General features: G+C 31.4%; 19 protein-coding genes. 16 read left to right on the top strand and 3 right to left on the bottom strand.

From position 1 onward, the window contains the following. Positions 1–29: 29 nt before the first annotated feature. From ACXAG4_RS04450 to ACXAG4_RS04375, 16 genes are all read left to right on the top strand, one after another. Complete coding sequence (locus ACXAG4_RS04450; protein ID WP_475294866.1) at positions 30–965, top strand: bifunctional riboflavin kinase/FAD synthetase; 936 nt, start codon at positions 30–32, stop codon at positions 963–965. Further along, the gene (locus tag ACXAG4_RS04445) at positions 958–2,274 is read left to right on the top strand and encodes an HTTM domain-containing protein (protein ID WP_475294865.1); all 1,317 of its coding nucleotides are present in this window, start codon (positions 958–960) and stop codon (positions 2,272–2,274) included. The genes ACXAG4_RS04450 and ACXAG4_RS04445 overlap by 8 nt, the downstream gene beginning before the upstream one ends. Positions 2,275–2,319: 45 nt before the next feature. Continuing rightward, positions 2,320–3,591: a serine--tRNA ligase gene (gene serS / locus ACXAG4_RS04440; RefSeq protein WP_475294864.1), complete on the top strand. Its 1,272-nt coding sequence runs from the start codon at positions 2,320–2,322 to the stop codon at positions 3,589–3,591. A 167-nt stretch (positions 3,592–3,758) separates the two neighbouring features. Continuing rightward, positions 3,759–3,881, top strand: coding sequence for a hypothetical protein (locus ACXAG4_RS04435; protein ID WP_475294863.1), 123 nt, complete (start codon positions 3,759–3,761; stop codon positions 3,879–3,881). 227 nt (positions 3,882–4,108) lie between these two features. After that, positions 4,109–5,884, top strand: a complete 1,776-nt coding sequence (locus ACXAG4_RS04430) for a tetratricopeptide repeat protein (protein WP_475294862.1) — start codon at positions 4,109–4,111, stop codon at positions 5,882–5,884. A 118-nt stretch (positions 5,885–6,002) separates the two neighbouring features. Beyond that, positions 6,003–6,332: a DUF4286 family protein gene (locus tag ACXAG4_RS04425; RefSeq protein WP_475294861.1), complete on the top strand. Its 330-nt coding sequence runs from the start codon at positions 6,003–6,005 to the stop codon at positions 6,330–6,332. Between the two features lie 14 nt (positions 6,333–6,346). After that, positions 6,347–7,123, top strand: a complete 777-nt coding sequence (gene rsmA, locus ACXAG4_RS04420; RefSeq protein WP_475294860.1) for a 16S rRNA (adenine(1518)-N(6)/adenine(1519)-N(6))-dimethyltransferase RsmA — start codon at positions 6,347–6,349, stop codon at positions 7,121–7,123. A gap of 38 nt (positions 7,124–7,161) precedes the next feature. Next, on the top strand, positions 7,162–8,538 hold the full coding sequence (mgtE, locus tag ACXAG4_RS04415) for a magnesium transporter (RefSeq protein ID WP_475294859.1): 1,377 nt from the start codon (positions 7,162–7,164) through the stop codon (positions 8,536–8,538). Between the two features lie 45 nt (positions 8,539–8,583). Then, positions 8,584–9,540: a 2-hydroxyacid dehydrogenase gene (locus ACXAG4_RS04410; protein WP_475294858.1), complete on the top strand. Its 957-nt coding sequence runs from the start codon at positions 8,584–8,586 to the stop codon at positions 9,538–9,540. 81 nt (positions 9,541–9,621) lie between these two features. Further along, positions 9,622–9,993 (top strand): VOC family protein, encoded by a 372-nt coding sequence (locus ACXAG4_RS04405; protein WP_475294857.1) that lies wholly within the window; start codon positions 9,622–9,624, stop codon positions 9,991–9,993. Between the two features lie 10 nt (positions 9,994–10,003). Continuing rightward, entirely contained in the window at positions 10,004–10,459 is a 456-nt protein-coding gene (locus ACXAG4_RS04400) for a DUF1801 domain-containing protein (protein WP_475294856.1), read from the top strand. 110 nt (positions 10,460–10,569) lie between these two features. Beyond that, positions 10,570–11,328 (top strand): sulfite exporter TauE/SafE family protein, encoded by a 759-nt coding sequence (locus tag ACXAG4_RS04395; RefSeq protein ID WP_475294855.1) that lies wholly within the window; start codon positions 10,570–10,572, stop codon positions 11,326–11,328. 109 nt (positions 11,329–11,437) lie between these two features. Then, a complete protein-coding gene (locus ACXAG4_RS04390; protein WP_475294854.1) occupies positions 11,438–11,881 on the top strand; it encodes a YtxH domain-containing protein in 444 nt (147 codons plus the stop codon). Positions 11,882–11,967: 86 nt separating this feature from the next. Continuing rightward, on the top strand, positions 11,968–12,291 hold the full coding sequence (locus ACXAG4_RS04385) for an ArsR/SmtB family transcription factor (protein ID WP_475294853.1): 324 nt from the start codon (positions 11,968–11,970) through the stop codon (positions 12,289–12,291). Between the two features lie 10 nt (positions 12,292–12,301). Then, complete coding sequence (locus ACXAG4_RS04380) at positions 12,302–12,808, top strand: DUF6428 family protein (RefSeq protein WP_475294852.1); 507 nt, start codon at positions 12,302–12,304, stop codon at positions 12,806–12,808. 94 nt (positions 12,809–12,902) lie between these two features. Further along, positions 12,903–13,520: an arsenate-mycothiol transferase ArsC gene (locus ACXAG4_RS04375; protein ID WP_475294851.1), complete on the top strand. Its 618-nt coding sequence runs from the start codon at positions 12,903–12,905 to the stop codon at positions 13,518–13,520. A gap of 3 nt (positions 13,521–13,523) precedes the next feature. Here the strand turns inward: ACXAG4_RS04375 and ACXAG4_RS04370 are convergent, their stop codons facing one another. The 3 genes from ACXAG4_RS04370 to ACXAG4_RS04360 all read right to left on the bottom strand — a co-directional run bounded on the left by ACXAG4_RS04370 (position 13,524) and on the right by ACXAG4_RS04360 (position 17,075). After that, positions 13,524–13,727 carry a hypothetical protein gene (locus ACXAG4_RS04370; protein WP_475294850.1) on the bottom strand — a complete coding sequence of 68 codons (204 nt, stop codon included), beginning with the start codon at positions 13,725–13,727 and terminating at the stop codon, positions 13,524–13,526. 229 nt (positions 13,728–13,956) lie between these two features. After that, complete coding sequence (locus tag ACXAG4_RS04365) at positions 13,957–15,777, bottom strand: GNAT family N-acyltransferase (protein ID WP_475294849.1); 1,821 nt, start codon at positions 15,775–15,777, stop codon at positions 13,957–13,959. A 47-nt stretch (positions 15,778–15,824) separates the two neighbouring features. Further along, complete coding sequence (locus ACXAG4_RS04360; RefSeq protein ID WP_475294848.1) at positions 15,825–17,075, bottom strand: aspartate kinase; 1,251 nt, start codon at positions 17,073–17,075, stop codon at positions 15,825–15,827.

Raw genomic sequence — 17,075 nt, 5'->3', positions numbered from 1 at the left:
TAAATTAATATAACAATTAAGCTCTATAAATGAGTGAAGTAAAAAATATAGCAGCATACAAATCTAGTGAACCAACCGTAGTTACTATTGGTACGTTTGATGGTGTGCATATTGGCCACAAAAAAATTATAAATAGGCTTGTAAATACAGGAAAAATAGAAGGTTTAAAATCGGTTATTTTAACGTTTTTTCCGCATCCAAGAATGGTATTACAAAAAGATGCCAATATTAAATTAATAAATACTATTGAAGAAAGACGTAGTATTTTAGAAGCCGCAGGTATAGACCACTTACTTGTAAAAGAATTTACACATGAATTTTCTAGACTTAGTGCCGAAGATTTTGTTGTAAAATTATTATTGGGTAAACTAAATGCTAAAAAAATAATTATTGGTTATGACCACCGTTTTGGAAGAAATAGAAGAGCCGATATTAACGATTTAAAAAAATTTGGAGAACAGTACAATTTTAATGTTGAAGAAATATCAGTACAAGATATTGATGATGTTGCAGTAAGCTCCACAAAAATTAGAAAAGCATTAGTAGAAGGCCAAATAGAAAAAGCAAACCAATATTTAGGTTATAATTATATGCTATGTGGCACAGTAACTAAAGGCAAAGGTTTAGGTAGGCAATTAAATTATCCTACGGCCAATTTACATATTGAAGAAACTTACAAACTTATACCAAAACAAGGCGCTTACATAGTAAAAGCTACTATTGATAATAACATGGTTTTTGGTATGATGAATATTGGTACAAACCCAACTGTAAATGGTAGTAAAGAAACTATTGAAGTGCATTTTTTCAACTTCAGTAAAGATATTTATAATACATCTGTAAAAATTGAAATGTTAAAGCGTTTAAGAGATGAGCAAAAATTTGAATCTGTTGAAGCTCTAAAAGCACAATTAAACAAAGACAAGCAAATAGCACAAGATTATATAGCAACTAAACATGGTTAATACATGGTTATTTAAACATATTGATAACAGTGCACTTATAATTTTTAGAATAATATTTGGGCTGTTATGTTTTTTAGAATCGGTTGGTGCTGTTTTTACAGGTTGGGTAAAAACCACGCTTATAGACCCCAAGTTTACATTCTCTTTTATTGGGTTTGATTGGTTGCAACCGCTCCCCGGAAATGGTATGTATTTTTACTACATTATTATGGGTGTTTTTGGGCTGCTTGTTATGGTTGGCTACAAATACAGGTTTAGCATGTTTGCCTTTGCACTTATGTGGGCTGGTACTTATTTTATGCAAAAATCATCATACAACAATCATTATTATTTGTTAATGTTGTTAAGTTGTATCATGGTTTTTTTACCAGCAAATACCTATGCTTCTTTTGATGTTAAACAAAACCCAAGTATAAAAAGCGTTTCAATGCCATTATGGTGTAAATGGGTTTTTGTTGTACAACTTTTAATAGTTTATACCTATGCCTCGGTGGCTAAATTATATCCAGACTGGTTAAACACTAGCGTTTTAGAATTACTTATGAAATCTAAAGAAAGTTACCCTGTTGTGGGTAGTTTTCTGCAGCAAAAATGGTTGCATTACGTGTTAAGTTACGGTGGTATTTTGTTTGACGGATTTATTATACCACTTTTACTATTTAAACCAACCAGAAAGTACGTTTTTGTAATATCTATTTTCTTTCATTTATTTAATTCATTTATATTTCAAATAGGCATATTTCCGTATTTATCATTAGCATTTTCGTTGTTCTTTTTTGAGCCAAAAACTATTCAGCAGTTATTTTTAAAAAAGAAACTATTTTATACTGATAATATCATAAAAGTACCATCATATAAAAATATTTTATTGTCAGTTTTCAGTATTTATTTTATAATTCAAATAGCGCTACCATTGCGCCATCATTTTATTAAAGATGATGTTTTATGGACCGAAGAAGGCCACCGTTTATCATGGCGAATGATGCTACGTAGCCGCGGCGGATACGCAACGTATCGCATTAAAAATAATGATACAGGAGCCTCTATGATTGTTAATTTAAACGATTATTTAACAAGAAAACAAAAACATAATGCTAGTACAAAGCCAGATTTTATTTGGCAGTTTTCACAATATTTAAAAAAGAAATATAAAAACGAAGGGCAACATATTTCAGTATTTGTAACCAGTAAAGTAAGTATAAATGGCAAACCTTTACAACCGTTAATAAATTCTGAAATAGATTTAGCAAACACCAGTTGGCATACTTTTAAGCACAACAGCTGGATTTTACCTTCAAAACAAGACTAAATAAATTAGTAATTTCCTAAATTTGTCGCTTAAATTTTTCAACGTATGTTACAAGTACCTTTTATTAGAGAAAACAAAGATTTGGTTATTGAGCGTTTAACTAAACGAAACATTGATGCAACGCAAGATATAAACCAAATAATCTCTTTTGACGAAGACAGAAGACGCATTCAAACAGAATTGGATAATACCTTAGCAGAATCTAACGCATTATCAAAAGAAATTGGTATGCTTTATAAGTCCGGAAACGTTGAAAAAGCCAATGAAATAAAAGCAAAAACAGGCCAGTTAAAAGAAGCTTCAAAAAAATTAGCCGAAGATTTAAACAATGCCACCAATGCTTTAAATGAATTACTGTATAAAATTCCTAATGTGCCAAACAGCATTGTGCCTAAAGGAAATACAGATGAAGATAATGAAGAGGTTTTTAAAGAAGGCGATATTCCTGTTTTACACAAAAGCGCATTACCGCACTGGGAATTAGCTAAAAAATATGATATTATAGATTTTGAACTTGGTAATAAAATTACAGGCGCTGGTTTTCCGGTGTACAAAGGTAAAGGTGCTAGGTTACAACGTGCATTAATTAGTTATTTTTTAGATAAAAACACACAAGCAGGTTACACAGAGTTTCAATTACCTCATTTAGTAAACGAAGCATCTGGTTTAGGCACAGGCCAATTGCCCGATAAAGAAGGGCAAATGTACCACGTAACTGCCGATAATTTATATTTAATACCAACTGCCGAGGTACCAGGAACCAATATTTTTAGAGATGTGGTTTTAAACGAAGCAGAATTACCAGTTACCATTACAGGTTACACACCTTGTTTTAGGCGAGAAGCTGGTAGCTATGGCGCACATGTTAGAGGTTTAAATAGGTTGCACCAATTTGATAAAGTTGAAATTATACGTGTAGAACATCCAACAAAATCTTACGAAGCCTTAGATGGTATGGTAGCACACGTTAAAACCATTTTACAAGAACTTAAATTGCCGTACAGAATTTTAAGACTTTGTGGTGGCGATTTAGGATTTACATCAGCCTTAACCTATGATTTCGAGGTGTTTTCAACAGCACAAGACAGATGGTTAGAAATTTCATCAGTATCTAATTTTGAAACATTTCAGGCTAACCGTTTAAAGTTAAGGTTTAAAAATACCGAAGGTAAAAATGAATTGGCACACACTTTAAATGGCAGCTCATTAGCATTACCAAGAGTGTTGGCTGGTATTTTAGAAAATTACCAAACCGCAGAAGGTATTGTAATACCAGAAGTTTTACAGCCTTATACAGGTTTCAAAATAATTAATTAAAATCAAAAATTTTTTGACTTAAAAAACTCACTTTTTTAGTGGGTTTTTTTGTTTTTATCGGTGAAATGCATTTTAATCATGCTGTTTAACGATTTTTTAGTAGGTTTTTTTGTCTTTCTATATTTATTTTAGAAGTTAGCTATACCAAATCTATCAACCTACTAACCATGAAAAATTTAAAGCGCATAATCATTTTAATAGCCTTAGTATTTTTTGCAGGAAAGGTGTTATTTTCAGATTTTAAAATTGATAAATCAGAAAATAACGTAACGGCCTACGCAAAAAAATAGTTGCTAATTATTTCCAAGATTTTAAAATTTTTATAACTAAAATGTCCTGAATCTTAACAAACTGTTGTTTTTTAAACGTAACGGTAGTTAATGGAACATTTATTTTTGGTTGGTTAGGATGCCCGAAATGTATTTTTCGGGCATTTTTGTTTTTAAATGCTAAACTAAACCTTAAGGTTTATAATAATATTTACAAGTACTAGCATGCCATTTATTATATTTACAACATGAGATTGTTTTTGGTATTATTTTTAATGTTTTCTGCCAGCTTGTTTGCACAAGATGAAACCTTGGCTTTAAATTATTTTAAAAAAGGGCATTATGAAAAAGCTTTGCATGAATACCAAAAGTTATATGCGCAAAGTACTTCAAACATCAACTATATTTATAAAATAATTGAAACGCATCAGCAATTAGAACAGTTTGATGAGGCTGAAACTTTTTTACTAAAACTAATTGCAAAAAAAAATTATCCAGCATTTTTGGTAGAGTTAGGGTACAATTTTCAACTAAAAAACAATTTAGAAAAAGCCAACCAATATTACCAAGAAGCCTTAAATTTTATAAATGAAAGACCAAGCCATGTATACGCTGTAGCAAGAGCATTTCAAAACCATGCCTTGTTAAACGAGGCTATTACAGCTTATGAAAAGGCTATGGAACTTAACAGCAGCTATAATTTTAGTATACAGTTGGCACAATTATATGGAGAGCAGGGACATATTGAAAAAATGTTTAATAGTTACTTAAATTTCACACAAATAAATCCTGCTGCTTTGCCCGATATTAAACGTAGAATAAATGAATTTTTAGGTGAAAGTGGTGATGATGTTAATAACACACTTTTTAGAAAAACCTTACTAAAAAAACTTCAACAAGAACCAAACGTACTTTGGAATCAGTTATTAAGTTGGTTGTTTATTCAGCAAAAAGATTTTAATAAAGCGTTTATACAAGAAAAGGCCATTTTTAACCGTAAACCCGAAAGTTTAGATAGAATTTTAGAACTTGCTTTAATTGCTGTAAATGATAATGATATTGAAATAGCCACCCAAATACTTAACTACATTATAACCACTGCCCAAGATGCAGATACAAAGCTAAATGCGCATTACACTTTATTACAGTTAGAAACTAAATTTGGCAACACCAACAATTATAATGATATAAATAATAAGTATTTAAAGCTTTTTGATGAGTTTGGTAAATTTTCGCAAACCTTAAACCTGCAAATAGCTTACGGTCATTTTTTAGCGTTTTATAAAAATGATACCAAAGCAGCCACCAGTTTTTTAGAAAAAACATTAGAGTTACCTATTTCGCAAATGCAAAAAGCACAAGTAAAATTGCAGTTAGGTGATATTTTAGTGTTACAAGAAAAGTTTAATCAAGCGCTTATTTATTACACCCAAATACAACGTAATTTAAAAAATAGTACCATATCACAAGAGGCACGTTTTAGGGTTGCAAAAGCTAGTTATTATAAAGGCGATTTTAAATGGGCAGAGTCTCAGTTAAAAATTCTAAAATCGTCAACATCGCAGCTAATAGCCAATGATGCACTAGATTTAAAGTTGTTAATTTCAGATAATAAATACGAAGATTCACTTCAAACAGCATTAAAATTGTACGCTAAGGCCGATTTGTTGGCCTTTCAAAATAAAAAAGATGAAGCAATAACCGTTTTAAACACAATTTTAAACAACCATAAAACCGAGCCAATAATTGCACAAACTTTGTTTAAACAAGGGCAATTATTTAAAGATAAAAACCAAATAGAAAAAGCGGTAGCTAATTTTGAAAATCTCATAAAAAACTACAGTGATGGTATTTTGGTTGACGATGCCTATTTTCACTTAGCTCAAATTTATGAAAAACAGCTAAACCAACCCGAAAAGGCAAAAACACTGTATGAGCAAATTATATTTAATCACGCAGATAGTATTTACTTTATTGAAGCCAGAAAACGTTACAGAACCTTACGTGGCGACGCTATAAACTAAATTCCAAAAGGCAAAAACCAAATTCCAAAATCAATACCATACCTTTGTGCTTTAATAAAGGTTACTAAAACTAATTGTTTTAAAGCTTTTTTATAAGAATTTTGAATTTTTTATAATTATGATAATTTATAACGTAACAGCAAATATAGATGCATCTATTCATGATGAATGGTTAGTATGGATAAAAGAACATATACCGCAAGTACTGGCAACAGGCAAATTTGATAAAGCCACACTAACACGTGTTTTGGTTGAAGAAGCCATGGGCGGCATAACCTATTCTATACAATACAGAGCCTATTCACGCGAGGCTTTAAATGATTATTACAAACAAGACGCACCACGGTTGAGAGCCGATGGCTTAAAGCGCTTTGCCGATAAAATGTTAGCTTTTAGAACAGAGTTAGAAATGGTAGACGAGTATTTTGTGAACATAAACCCTAATTAAAAACCAAACGCCCAATGACGGTAAAAGCAAAAAAACATTTAGGTCAGCACTTTTTAAAAGACGAAAATATTGCAAAAAAAATTGCCGATACTCTCACCTTAAATGGCTATAAAAAAGTGTTAGAAATTGGTCCGGGCATGGGCGTACTCACAAAGTATTTATTACAAAAAGATGTTGAAACATATGTTATTGAAATTGATACAGAATCTGTTGAATACCTGCAAGCTAATTACCTAAATTTAGCACCAAGAATTTTAGAAAAAGACTTTCTTAAATATAATTTAACTGAAGTTTTTAACAATCAACCTTACGCCATAACAGGCAATTTTCCGTATAATATTTCAACACAAATAGTATTTAAAACGTTAGAAAATCGTCATCAAATACCAGAGTTTACAGGCATGTTTCAAAAAGAAGTAGCACAACGTATTTGCTCAAAAGAAGGCAGTAAAGTTTACGGTATTCTTTCAGTTTTAACCCAAGCATTTTATAATGCCGAGTATTTGTTTACGGTACCACCAACGGTTTTTAATCCACCACCAAAAGTAGATTCTGGTGTTTTAAGGCTTACACGAAAAAAAGAATTTACCTTGCCATGTAATGAAGCCCTTTTTTTTAAAGTAGTAAAACAAGCATTTCAACAACGCCGAAAAACACTTCGTAACAGTTTAAAAACATTCAATTTATCTAATAATTTAAAAGCAAATACTATCTTTGGCCAGCGGCCAGAGCAATTACCAGTTCAAGCGTTTATAGAACTTACGCTGCTTATTGAAAAAGATCAAGAATAAACATCACACAAAGTGATTTCTATTTTCATCAGAAATATATGCAAGAGGAAAAAGAAAACATACAATTTCAGTTAACCGATGAACTTTTAGAGCAGGTTGAGTTACTAATCGAAATTAAAAAAGATAAAGAACTTAAAGCTTTAATGGATGACTTCCATTATGCTGACATTGCCGAAATTCTAGATGAACTTAATTTAGACCAGGCCATGTACGTCATTAAACTATTAGATTCTGAAACAACTTCAGATATTCTAATGGAACTTGACGAAGACAACCGTGAAAAGGTACTTAAAAATTTATCTGCAAAAGAAATTGCTGAAGAAATTGAAGAGTTAGATACTGATGATGCTGCAGATATGATTGCAGAATTACCAGAAGAGCGCCAAAAAGCTGTAATAGATCAAATTGAAGATGAAGACCACAGAGCCGAAATTACAGAGCTTTTAGCCTATGATGAAGACGTTGCCGGTGGATTAATGGCAAAAGAGCTTGTAAAAGTATATGAAACATGGACGGTTGCAGGTTGTTTACGCAGAATTCGTGGGCAAGCTAAAGATGTAAAACGCGTACATTCCATTTACGTAGTTGATAAACAAGAATGTTTAATTGGGCGTTTATCATTAAAAGATTTAATTACCGCTAAAAGCGAACAAAAAATAGCCGACATTTACATTTCTAGCGTAGATTATGTAAATGTAAACGAAGATGCCGAAGAGGTTGCCAAAATTATGGCAAAGTATGATTTAGAGGCAATACCAGTAGTTGAAAGCGATGAAAACAAAGTGCTTTTAGGCCGTATTACCATTGATGATATTGTTGATGTTTTAAAAGAAGAAGCAGATAAAGATTACCAATTAGCAGCAGGTATATCAAAAGATGTTGAGGCCGATGATAGTATTTGGCAACTAACACGCGCTCGCTTACCATGGTTAATTTTAGGTTTATTTGGCGGTTTAGGCAGTGTGTTCATTATGGAAGGTTATGAAGAAGCCCTAAACAGTTATAAAGAACTCTTTTTCTTTACACCACTTATAGCAGCCATGGCCGGTAATGTAGGTGTGCAATCTAGCGCTATTATAGTACAAGGTTTAGCTAATGATATTGTTAAAGGTAGCCTTTTAAGCAGGCTGTTAAAAGAAGTAGGTTTAAGCCTTATAAATGGTGCCGTTTTAGGCATTTTGGTAATACTTTTTGGTTATGTAATGGACATGCAATTTAATTTCAGCATGACTATAGCTATTTCAATGATGTCTGTAATTATTATAGCGGCTTTAATAGGTACTTTTGTGCCCATTATTTTAGATAAACGTGGTATTGATCCGGCCATTGCAACGGGGCCTTTTATTACAACAAGTAACGATATTTTTGGTATTTTCCTGTTCTTTTATATTGCAAAACTTATTTTAGGGTTTTAATTTTTTAGATGTTAAATTGCCTCAAATTCATATAACATTTTAGTTATGAAAATTCTTCATTTAGATACTAATAATCCACTTTTAATCAATCAATTACAAGATTTAGGATTTACTAATTATGAAGATTATACCGCATCAAAAGCTGAAGTTGAAAAAAAAATTTCAGAATATGATGGTATTATTATTAGAAGCAGATTTACCATTGATAAACAATTTTTAGATGCTGCAAAAAACCTTAAATTTATTGGTAGAGTTGGTGCCGGTTTAGAAAATATAGATTGTGAGTATGCTGCAAAAAAAGCCGTGTACCTAATTTCTGCACCCGAAGGTAATAGAAATGCTGTTGGAGAACATTCATTAGGCATGTTGCTATCATTATTTAATAAATTGAATAAAGCCAATACCGAAGTAAAATCTGGCAAATGGCTTCGCGAAGAAAATCGAGGCATTGAGTTAGATGGTAAAACCGTTGGACTTATTGGTTACGGTAATATGGGCAAAGCATTTGCAAAAAAATTACGCGGTTTTGATGTTGAGGTTTTATGCTATGATATTAAAAATCATGTAGCCGACGAAAACGCAAAACAGGTAAGTTTACAGCAACTTCAAGAAAACGTTGATGTTTTAAGTTTACACACACCACAAACATCATTAACGTTAAATATGGTAAATACAGATTTTATTAATGCATTTAAAAAACCGTTTTGGTTAATAAATACTGCCCGCGGTAAAAGTGTTGTTACTAAACATTTGGTTTTGGCATTACAAACAGGCAAAATTTTAGGTGCTGGTTTAGATGTTTTAGAGTATGAAAAAGCATCTTTTGAAAGCTTATTTTCTACTGAAATGCCTGAAGCATTTCAATATTTAATAAAAGCAGAAAATGTTTTGTTATCACCGCATGTTGCTGGTTGGACGGTTGAAAGCAATGAAAAATTGGCGCAAACTATTGTAGATAAAATTAAAGAAAAGTTTGTTACTTTGAGTGATTCCAATTTATAATTAGAATCGTAACAAGAAGTTTATTAACTTTAACATCAACCCAACGTCTTGCTTAATTTCTGCTTTTCTAAATTTTAAATTATGACATTAGGTGCGTTTTCTATTAGTTTAAGTGTAAAAGACATTTATAAATCAAAAGATTTTTATGAGCATTTAGGGTTTACTGTTTTTGCAGGTGATATTGAAAAAAAATATCTCATTATGAAAAACGGAAATGCTCTAATTGGTTTATTTCAAGGCATGTTTGAAAGTAACATTATAACGTTTAATCCTGGTTGGGATGAAAGCGCAAATAAGCTTGATAATTTTACCGACGTTAGAGATATTCAAAAGCATTTAAAAAATAATGAAATAGCACTTATAAATGAAGCAGATGATAACACCAAAGGTCCTGCAAGCGCAATGCTTTTAGACCCTGATGGAAATGCTATTTTGCTAGATCAGCACGTTTAAAAATTAAGTGATGCAATACGAAGCTAATTCTCCAGAAGATTACATAAACCAAGTATCCGAAGATCGTAAAGTTATTTTAAAAAAGTTAAGACAAGTTATAAATGATAATTTACCAAAAGGCTTTAAAGAGGGAATGCAATATAAAATGATAGGTTATTTTGTACCGCATACGGTATATCCAGACGGCTATCACTGTAACCCAAAAGAACCTTTACCTTTTATGAGTTTTGCATCACAGAAGAATTCTGTAAATTTATACCATAGCGGTATTTATGCAAAAAAGGAATTGCATGATTGGTTTGTTGCAGAATACCCTAAACACAGTAAGCGTAAATTAGATATGGGTAAAAGTTGCATTAGGTTTAAAAACATGGATGATATTCCGTTTGATTTGATTACCCAATTAGTCAAAAAAATAACTTGTAAAGAGTGGATTGAAATTTATGAATCTGCAATAAAAAAATAAATATTAAACATGGGTGCTAAAGCAAAAACTTTAATAATTAAAATTAATCTATGAAATTTAGTTATAGTTTATAGTAAGTATGGTAATATATTTTAACTACCTATTTTAGCATGCTAGATATTCTTCAGCAGTATAATTTATCGGTTTATAAATGGATAGCCATTGGTTTTGCAGCTTTTGTTTTAGGCGCTTCAAAATCTGGTATAAAAGGCATTGGCATAGTAATAGTTATAATGTTGGCATTTGTTTTTGGCGAAAAAGCTTCAACAGGTGTATTATTACCAATGTTAATAAGTGCAGATGTTTTGGCAGTTAGTTATTACAACCGCCATACGCAATGGAAATTTATAAAAATGCTTTTGCCTTCAATGATTTTGGGTGTTTTAGTAGGCGTTTGGGTGGGCGATACTATCTCTGAAATTGTTTTTAAACGTATAATGGCACTTATAATTATTAGTTCTATAGGTATTATGTTGTTTTTAGAACGCCAAAAAAGCAACAACATACCAAATAACAAAGCATTTTCGTATTCAATGGGGTTTATGGCTGGCTTTACAACCATGATAGGCAATTTAGCTGGCCCTATTTCAAACATTTATTTTTTAGCTATGCGTTTACCAAAAAATGAATTTATTGGTACTGCGGCTTGGTTATTTTTTATTATAAATGTATTTAAATTACCGTTTCATTTTTTTGTTTGGAAAACGGTATCTGTGCAATCACTTACTCTAAACGCCTGCTTATTTCCAGCGGTAGTTATTGGTTTCTTTTTAGGTGTAAAATTGGTAAAACTAATTTCAAATACAAACTATAGGCGTTTTATAATTATTATAACTACTATTGGTGGGCTTGTTATGCTATTTAGTTAATAAACAATAACCTATTAAATAGTAATATGAAAAAATTAAAACACCAAGTAGTATAAAATAAATTTTAATTTATAAATTTATACACTAACCATTTAAACAATTTTATATCATGTCTGATGAAAAAAATTTAAGCGACGACCTAAACGATATGTTAGGCGATGCTAAAGAAGGCGTAAAAAAAGCAGCAGATAAAGCTGAAGATTTTGCTGATGACGCCAAAGAAACAGCTAAAGAGTTTACAAATGATGCCAAAGAAGTATTAAGTGATGGTAAAAATGTAGCAATAATTGCCCACATTACTTTAATAGGATGGATTATTGCTTTGGTAATGAATAATGGCAATAAAACTGAACTTGCTTCATTTTACATTAGGCAAATGTTAGGACTTATGATTTGCTCTTTTGTATTATGGTTTGTGCCAGTAGTTGGCTGGATTTTAAATCTTGTACTTATTGTTTTCTGGATTATGAGTTTAGTAGGTGCATTAGGCGGAGAAAAGAAAGAAACACCGGTTATTGGAAAGTTTTTTCAAGATTGGTTTAAGTCTTTATAAATACATAAAAAGTCAAAATTTTATTATTTTGACTTTTTTATTTAATTACATTATCGTAATATTGCAATATATAATTTATATGAGTTATGGGAATTACAAAATCACAAATATTTACACAGCAGCAAAATGATTTAGCACAGTTTTTTAAAGTATTGGGGCATCCGGCACGTGTGGCTATTCTTCAATATATAAGTGAGCAAAATAGTTGTATTTGTAATGATTTGGTTGAAGAAATTGGTTTGGCCCAGGCTACCATTTCACAACACTTAAAAGAATTAAAAAGTATAGGCTTGCTTAAAGGTGAAATTGAAGGTAAAAGCATGTGTTACTGTATAAATATTGACCGTTGGAACGAGATTCAAAATCATTTAAACTCATTTTTTAATAATACAAAACAAAATTGTTGTTAAAATATATATTATGAAAACACAAGAATTATTACACATTTTAGAGCAAAACCAAGACAAAGCATTGCTTTTTGAATATGCACCAAATATGTTGGTGGGCACTAATTACCACATAACCGAAGTGAAACACATAACTGTAGAATCTGTTGATTGTGGCGCACAAACTGATGATTGGAATGAAACCATTATTCAACTTTGGGAAAGCCCTAGTGAATTAGGTAAACCTAATTACATGAGTGTTTTAAAAGCACAAGGCATACTTAAAAAAGTAGGTAAAATTAAACCTTACAACCTAAACGCTGAAGTTAAGTTTGAATACGGTAATGCGGCATTTCATACAGCACAACTTTTTGTTAACGATTTTGAAATTAAAAACAACAACTTAATTTTTAAGTTAGCTGTTGAAAAAACCGATTGTAAAGCCAAAGGTATTTGTGGTGTGCCAGAAGAAGATGTTAAAATGGAGGCAAGTATAAATAATAACGAACCTTGTTGCTCACCAGATGGTAATTGTTGTTAATTAATAAATATTTTTTATTCCCGCAAAGGCGAGAAAACTATTAAAAAAGAAAACTAATTAAAATAAATTCCTGTCTTTACGGGTAAGATAAATTATGAATAATACCTTATTTGAAAACATATCACAAACTATAGCATCTTTAGATGTAAATACAGTTACCGAAGAAAGAAAAGCAATACTTAAACCGTTAATTAATTATATAAAGAAAAAAATAGAAGCCAAAGCCCCTGTTAGATTAAACTTTATTTGTACACACAATTCTAGAAGAAGCCATTTATCTCAAATATGGGCACAAACTATGGCGGCTTATTTTAATATAAATAACGTAACATGTTATTCTGGTGGCACTGAAGCTACTGCAATGTTTCCAAAAGTGGGTGAAACGCTGCAAAGCCAAGGTTTTAAAATAGATCAATTATCTGAAGGTTTAAACCCCGTTTATAGCGTAAAATTTTCAGAAAATGCACCTGCAGTAATCACATTTTCTAAACGCTATGAAAACGCGTTTAACCCATCATCAAACTTTGCAGCCATTATGACTTGTTCATCGGCAGACCAAGGTTGCCCTATGGTTTTAGGCTGCGATAAACGTGTGGCGGTTACCTACGAAGACCCAAAGCAATCTGATGGTACTCCACAACAAACTGAAACTTACTTTAACCGAAGTTTAGAAATTGCTACAGAAATGAAATATGTGTTTGAGAGTTTATAGAAACTAATTATTTTTTTTAAGTGCCTGTATTTTGTCATTTATTTTTGTGATAGTAAATGTACAAATCACAATAAAAATAAACATAGCAATAACAAAATCGGTTAAGCTTTCGGCTTTCATATCGCTCATAAATGTGTATAAAATAATACCAAAAGCAATAGCAATATATATAATAATTTCGGGGGTTAATATTTTAAATAGTTTCATAGTTCGATAGGGTGTTTTTTTAATCTTTTCATAACAAAAAGAAAGCGTTTTGTTTAAATAACGCATTTATTTTGCAATTATTTTTTCTGCAAAATATTGCAATTTTCGTACCAAAAGCTATTGTAAATTATTATTATGTTAATTTTAAGAAAAGATTAACGGTATTTTTTAACATATAAACTGTTGTAGTGATTTTAAATTGAAAGATTTTACACCAAAAAGAAGTGGTTTATTTTTCAATAAATTTACGTTCTAATTCTGCTTGAAATTCTTCCATAACAGGGCGCACGGTGCTTTCGGGTAAGTCGGCTATTTTAATGTACATTAAGCCATCAACAGCATTATTAAATAAAGGGTCTACGTTAAAAGCAACCAAACGAGCATTTTGTTTAATATATTTTTTAAGTAAAACCGGAAGTCTTAAAGCACCTGGTTCAATTTCATCAATAATTTTGTCAAATTTATTAAGGTCTGCTTCGGTTTCATCAAAAACAAAATCTTTATCGGCGTCTTTTAATTTTACTTTAAATTCTTTTTTAGGGCGCACGTATTGTGCCAAATATGGGTCGTAGTAATGTGATTTCATAAACTCAATCATCAACGATTTTGAGAAGTTTGAAAATTGATTACTAATACTAACACCGCCAATTAAATAATTGTGTTCTGGATAACGTAATGTGGTGTGTACAATACCTTTCCAGAGTAAAAATAAAGGCATTGGTTTTTGTTGATAGGCTTTAATTATAAAGGCGCGCCCCATTTCAATAGACTCGCTCATCATTTTATAAAGTTCGGGTTCAAACCTAAATAAATCTTGCAGGTAAAAACCATCAATTCCATATTTTGCAAATATTTTTGATCCTAAGCCCATGCGGTAAGCGCCTGCAATTAGTTTACTTTCATTGTCCCATAAAAACATATGGTGGTAGTAGGTGTCAAACGTATCTAAATCTATGGCTTCGTTGGTGCCTTCTCCAACTTCTCTAAAAGTTATTTCGCGTAAGCGCCCAATTTCTCTTAAAATGTTGGGTATTTTATCGGCTGCAGCCAAAAACACTTCGTAATTTTTACTTTCTAGTAAGCGGGCATTGGCTTTACGTAAGGTTTCAACTTCGGCATCCATAACGCTAGTATCAATAGGGGTTACAATGCGTTTGGGTGGTTTAACGGTTTTAAGCGTTGTTGGTATTTTATCTAATATTTTAGGTTTATCTTCAAAAGCATTAGAAAGCATATAGGTTTTTTTTCTAATAAATTCTGAAAAATCTTCTAGTGTTTTATGCTCTTTTTGGTCTTTTACTAAAATAGGTTTACCAATGCGTACCTTAATGGTTCTGCGTTTTTGAGTTAGTAATTCTGAAGGTAATTTAGCAGTGCGAAACGTATCACTAATTTTTGAAAGTTTGTAAAATAACTTGCTGTTTTTAGCGTGAAAATAAATAGGCACAATAGGCACTTCGGCTTTTTTTACTAGTTTCATAGCAGCTTCTTCCCATGGTTTATCAACTACTAATTTGCCATCTCTGTAGGTTGATACTTCACCTGCTGGAAAAATACCCAATGGATGCCCTTCGCGTAGGTGTAAAATAGCATTTTTAAAACCAGCAATACTTGAAGCCGCATCTTTTCTGTCTTCAAAAGGGTTTACGGGCATTATGTATGGTTTTAAAGGTGCAATTCTGTGTAATAAAAAGTTGGCTATAATTTTAAAATCTTTACGCTGTTCTAGCATAAGTTTTAATAGTAAAATACCATCTATACCACCAAGCGGATGATTTGATACGGTTATGTAAGCGCCATCTTTAGGAAGGCGTTTAAGGTCTTCTTCTGGGATTTCAAATTTTATACTAAAATCTGATAAAATGCCATTTAAAAAATCAAGGTCGTTTAAATGTTTGTTGCGTTTATAAATGCGGTTAAGTGTTGAAATTTTTAACACCTTCATTAAAAGCCAACCTATAAAAGTACCAATAAACCCGTATTTGCTTAATTGTATGGCTTTTGCAACTTCTTTGGCAGATACTAATCCTTGATCTTCTTGTTTAGTCATAAGTGTAAAAGTACTAAATTTTCAATCTGATATTTTAAAAATATTAGTTATTTGGTAACTATTTGAATAGTTTCTTGTGTTAACTGTTTAAGTAAAACGGTTTTATCTGTTTCTAATTGTTTAATGGCTTTTTGGTTGTAATGCCTAATTGTGTACAATGATACGTTGTAATGGCAAGTTACACTAAATTTAGCTTTTAGTTGTTGCAGTAAGTTATCTAAATTATTATACATGTTATTTATGCAAACAGAAAAGCTTATGGCAGAGTTTTGTATTACATCAACTTTCATTTTATGTTGATGTAGTAGAGCAAAAATTTCGCTAATATTTTCTTCAACTACATACGAAAAATCTAAGGTAGATAATGAAATTAACACCAGGTTTTTTTTCACAATAAAACAAGGAATTAAGGGTTCAATAGTTGTTTCTTTACTTACTGTTGTACCCAAATGTGTTGGGTTTAAAAATGATTTTACATGTAAGGTAATTTCTTTTTTCTGTAAAGGTTGTAATGTTTTTGGGTGAATAACAGAGGCGCCATAAAAAGCAAGTTCAATAGCTTCAGTATATGATATTTTATGTAATAATTGGGTGTTTTCAAAATAACGCGGATCTGCATTTAAAACTCCCGGAACATCTTTCCAAATAGTTACGCTTTGTGCATTTAAGCAGTATGCAAAAATGGCTGCTGTATAATCACTGCCTTCGCGCCCAAGTGTAGTTGTAAAATTATTGGCATCGCTACCTAAAAAACCTTGGGTTACGTTTAAAATATTTGTATTTAAATTGCCAGAAATGGCTTTTTGTGTGGCTTGCCAGTTAACATTGGCACTACGGTAGTAATCATCGGTTTTTATAAAATTTCGGGCGTCAATCCAATTGTTTTTTATACCAATAGTGTTTAAATAATGGCTTACAATGGTGGTTGAAACAAGTTCGCCGTAGCACACAACCTGATCATAAACAAAACTATAGTTTGGTGATTTGTTTGTTTTTAAAAATGCATTGAGCTCATTAAATAGTAGTTTTACTTGTGTAAAAACTGGGTGATTTTCGTTATCAAATAAATCGAATAAAATATCATTATGAAATTTAATAATATCCTGTACAGTGCTTTGTAGCTCACTTTTATTATTAAAATAATTGGTAATAACAACCTCTAAAGCATTGGTAACTTTACCCATTGCAGATATAACAACTAAAGTGTTTTGGTAGCCAACGGTTTTTAAAACATTTGCTAAGTTTTTAACACTTTTTGCGTCTTTTACTGATGCACCACCAAACTTAAATATTTGCAT

The organism is Seonamhaeicola sp. ABD4_175 (assembly GCF_056160885.1).
Note: the sequence above shows the minus strand (reverse complement) of the source record. Positions and strands in the feature narration are given on the sequence as shown.

What these genes read in the sequence shown, in the direction of transcription:
- ACXAG4_RS04390 (WP_475294854.1), top strand. Translation starts at nt 11,438, where the DNA reads ATGTCTGATGAAAAAAATTTAAGCGACGACCTAAACGATATGTTAGGC.
- ACXAG4_RS04370 (WP_475294850.1), bottom strand. Translation starts at nt 13,727, where the DNA reads ATGAAACTATTTAAAATATTAACCCCCGAAATTATTATATATATTGCT.
- ACXAG4_RS04425 (WP_475294861.1), top strand. Translation starts at nt 6,003, where the DNA reads ATGATAATTTATAACGTAACAGCAAATATAGATGCATCTATTCATGAT.
- serS (WP_475294864.1), top strand. Translation starts at nt 2,320, where the DNA reads ATGTTACAAGTACCTTTTATTAGAGAAAACAAAGATTTGGTTATTGAG.
- ACXAG4_RS04405 (WP_475294857.1), top strand. Translation starts at nt 9,622, where the DNA reads ATGACATTAGGTGCGTTTTCTATTAGTTTAAGTGTAAAAGACATTTAT.
- ACXAG4_RS04375 (WP_475294851.1), top strand. Translation starts at nt 12,903, where the DNA reads ATGAATAATACCTTATTTGAAAACATATCACAAACTATAGCATCTTTA.
- ACXAG4_RS04360 (WP_475294848.1), bottom strand. Translation starts at nt 17,075, where the DNA reads ATGCAAATATTTAAGTTTGGTGGTGCATCAGTAAAAGACGCAAAAAGT.
- ACXAG4_RS04365 (WP_475294849.1), bottom strand. Translation starts at nt 15,777, where the DNA reads ATGACTAAACAAGAAGATCAAGGATTAGTATCTGCCAAAGAAGTTGCA.
- ACXAG4_RS04410 (WP_475294858.1), top strand. Translation starts at nt 8,584, where the DNA reads ATGAAAATTCTTCATTTAGATACTAATAATCCACTTTTAATCAATCAA.
- ACXAG4_RS04400 (WP_475294856.1), top strand. Translation starts at nt 10,004, where the DNA reads ATGCAATACGAAGCTAATTCTCCAGAAGATTACATAAACCAAGTATCC.
- rsmA (WP_475294860.1), top strand. Translation starts at nt 6,347, where the DNA reads ATGACGGTAAAAGCAAAAAAACATTTAGGTCAGCACTTTTTAAAAGAC.
- ACXAG4_RS04450 (WP_475294866.1), top strand. Translation starts at nt 30, where the DNA reads ATGAGTGAAGTAAAAAATATAGCAGCATACAAATCTAGTGAACCAACC.
- ACXAG4_RS04445 (WP_475294865.1), top strand. Translation starts at nt 958, where the DNA reads ATGGTTAATACATGGTTATTTAAACATATTGATAACAGTGCACTTATA.
- ACXAG4_RS04380 (WP_475294852.1), top strand. Translation starts at nt 12,302, where the DNA reads ATGAAAACACAAGAATTATTACACATTTTAGAGCAAAACCAAGACAAA.
- ACXAG4_RS04395 (WP_475294855.1), top strand. Translation starts at nt 10,570, where the DNA reads ATGCTAGATATTCTTCAGCAGTATAATTTATCGGTTTATAAATGGATA.
- ACXAG4_RS04435 (WP_475294863.1), top strand. Translation starts at nt 3,759, where the DNA reads ATGAAAAATTTAAAGCGCATAATCATTTTAATAGCCTTAGTATTTTTT.
- mgtE (WP_475294859.1), top strand. Translation starts at nt 7,162, where the DNA reads ATGCAAGAGGAAAAAGAAAACATACAATTTCAGTTAACCGATGAACTT.
- ACXAG4_RS04430 (WP_475294862.1), top strand. Translation starts at nt 4,109, where the DNA reads ATGAGATTGTTTTTGGTATTATTTTTAATGTTTTCTGCCAGCTTGTTT.
- ACXAG4_RS04385 (WP_475294853.1), top strand. Translation starts at nt 11,968, where the DNA reads ATGGGAATTACAAAATCACAAATATTTACACAGCAGCAAAATGATTTA.